Origin of the sequence: Nostoc sp. (genome assembly GCF_036917135.1) — a bacterium.
In the GTDB taxonomy this organism is placed as follows: Bacteria; Cyanobacteriota; Cyanobacteriia; order Cyanobacteriales; family Nostocaceae; genus Nostoc.
Genome location: NZ_JBALEA010000062.1, coordinates 1 through 1,506, shown reverse-complemented (window position 1 = coordinate 1,506; position 1,506 = coordinate 1). Strand labels below are relative to the sequence as shown.

Here is a 1,506-nt window from a genome sequence, read left to right as displayed (position 1 = left end):
TGGAGTGTTTAAATATAAAATGGTTTCATCAATAACTCGGACACCGGGGATTTCTGGGGGTTCTGCTGACGAAGCAGAGGGATTGGGCAAAGGGATTGAAAGCAGTATTGGAATGAATTTGATCTCACTACCAGCAAATCCCTTATTTGGCACAGATGGGATTCGTGGACGCGTCGGAGAATTACTGAGTGCGCCCCTAGCATTGCAAGTTGGTTTTTGGACAGGGATTGTTTTACGTAACCATGCGACTCAACTAGGGCCAGTGATACTGGGACAAGACTCTAGAAACTCCAGCGATATGCTGGCAATGGCTTTGAGTGCAGGCTTAACAGCAGCTGGATTAGAGGTTTGGTATTTGGGATTATGTCCCACACCTGGCGTTGCCTATCTTACCAGCATCAGTGATGCCATCGGCGGAGTGATGATTTCTGCCAGCCACAATCCGCCAGAAGACAATGGGATTAAGATTTTTAGTGCCGACGGTGGGAAGTTACCCCAACTATTGCAGGCAGAAATTGAAGCCGGACTGCGTGGGAAAATATCAACTATTGCTAAAGTCACTAATTGTGGACGGCATTACTCACGTTTGGAGTTAGTCGGGGATTATCGCTCGGCATTGAAAAAACCCTTGAACAGTGGCCTAAATCTTCAGGGAATGAAGATTGTATTAGACTTGGCGTGGGGAGCAGCAGTTGGTTTAGCGCCATCAGTATTTAGAGAAATGGGAGCAGAAGTCATCTGCTTGCATAACGAAGCAGATGGCGATCGCATTAATGTTAACTGTGGTTCCACATACCTAGAGATTCTGGCAGCCACAGTCCAAGAACACAACGCCGATATCGGCTTTGCCTTCGATGGCGATGCCGATCGCGTCTTAGCCGTAGACAATAGAGGAAGGCAAGTTAACGGCGATTACATTCTCTACCTGTGGGGACGACACTTACAACAAAACCAACAATTGCCAGACAACCTGATTGTATCTACTGTCATGGCTAACTTAGGCTTTGAGAAAGCTTGGCAGCAAATTGGTGGTAAGTTAATTCGGACCGCAGTTGGCGATCAATATGTGCAAGCCGAAATGCTGCGAACTGGAGCAATGCTAGGGGGTGAACAATCAGGCCATATTCTTTGCCGTCATTATGCTGTGACTGGAGATGGCTTATTAACAGCCTTACATATCGCAGCTTTAGTGAAAGAGGCGGGTGTTTCCCTGAGTGAATTGGTAGATCAAAGCTTCCAAACCTATCCGCAGTTGTTGCGGAACGTGCGAGTTATGGATCGCGATCGCCGTTTAGGATGGCAAGATTGCCAACAATTGCAACAAGCGATCGCTCTTGCGGAAACTGCAATGGGTGAAACAGGCAGAATTTTGGTTCGCGCCTCTGGTACAGAACCAGTCATCAGAGTCATGGTGGAAGCCGCTAATGCCGAACTCGCCAACTACTGGACAAATGAATTAGTTTCCCAAGTGCAGCAGCATCTGATGGACTAAATTAGCTAATATCT

The 1,506-nt window shown here is 47.1% G+C and carries 1 protein-coding gene; it reads left to right on the top strand.

What is annotated here, in order from left to right; genetic code table 11:
• The first annotated feature begins 19 nt into the window (after positions 1-19).
• Positions 20-1,492 (top strand): phosphoglucosamine mutase, encoded by a 1,473-nt coding sequence (glmM, locus tag V7K50_RS18830; protein ID WP_334962603.1) that lies wholly within the window; start codon positions 20-22, stop codon positions 1,490-1,492.
• Positions 1,493-1,506 lie beyond the last annotated feature (14 nt).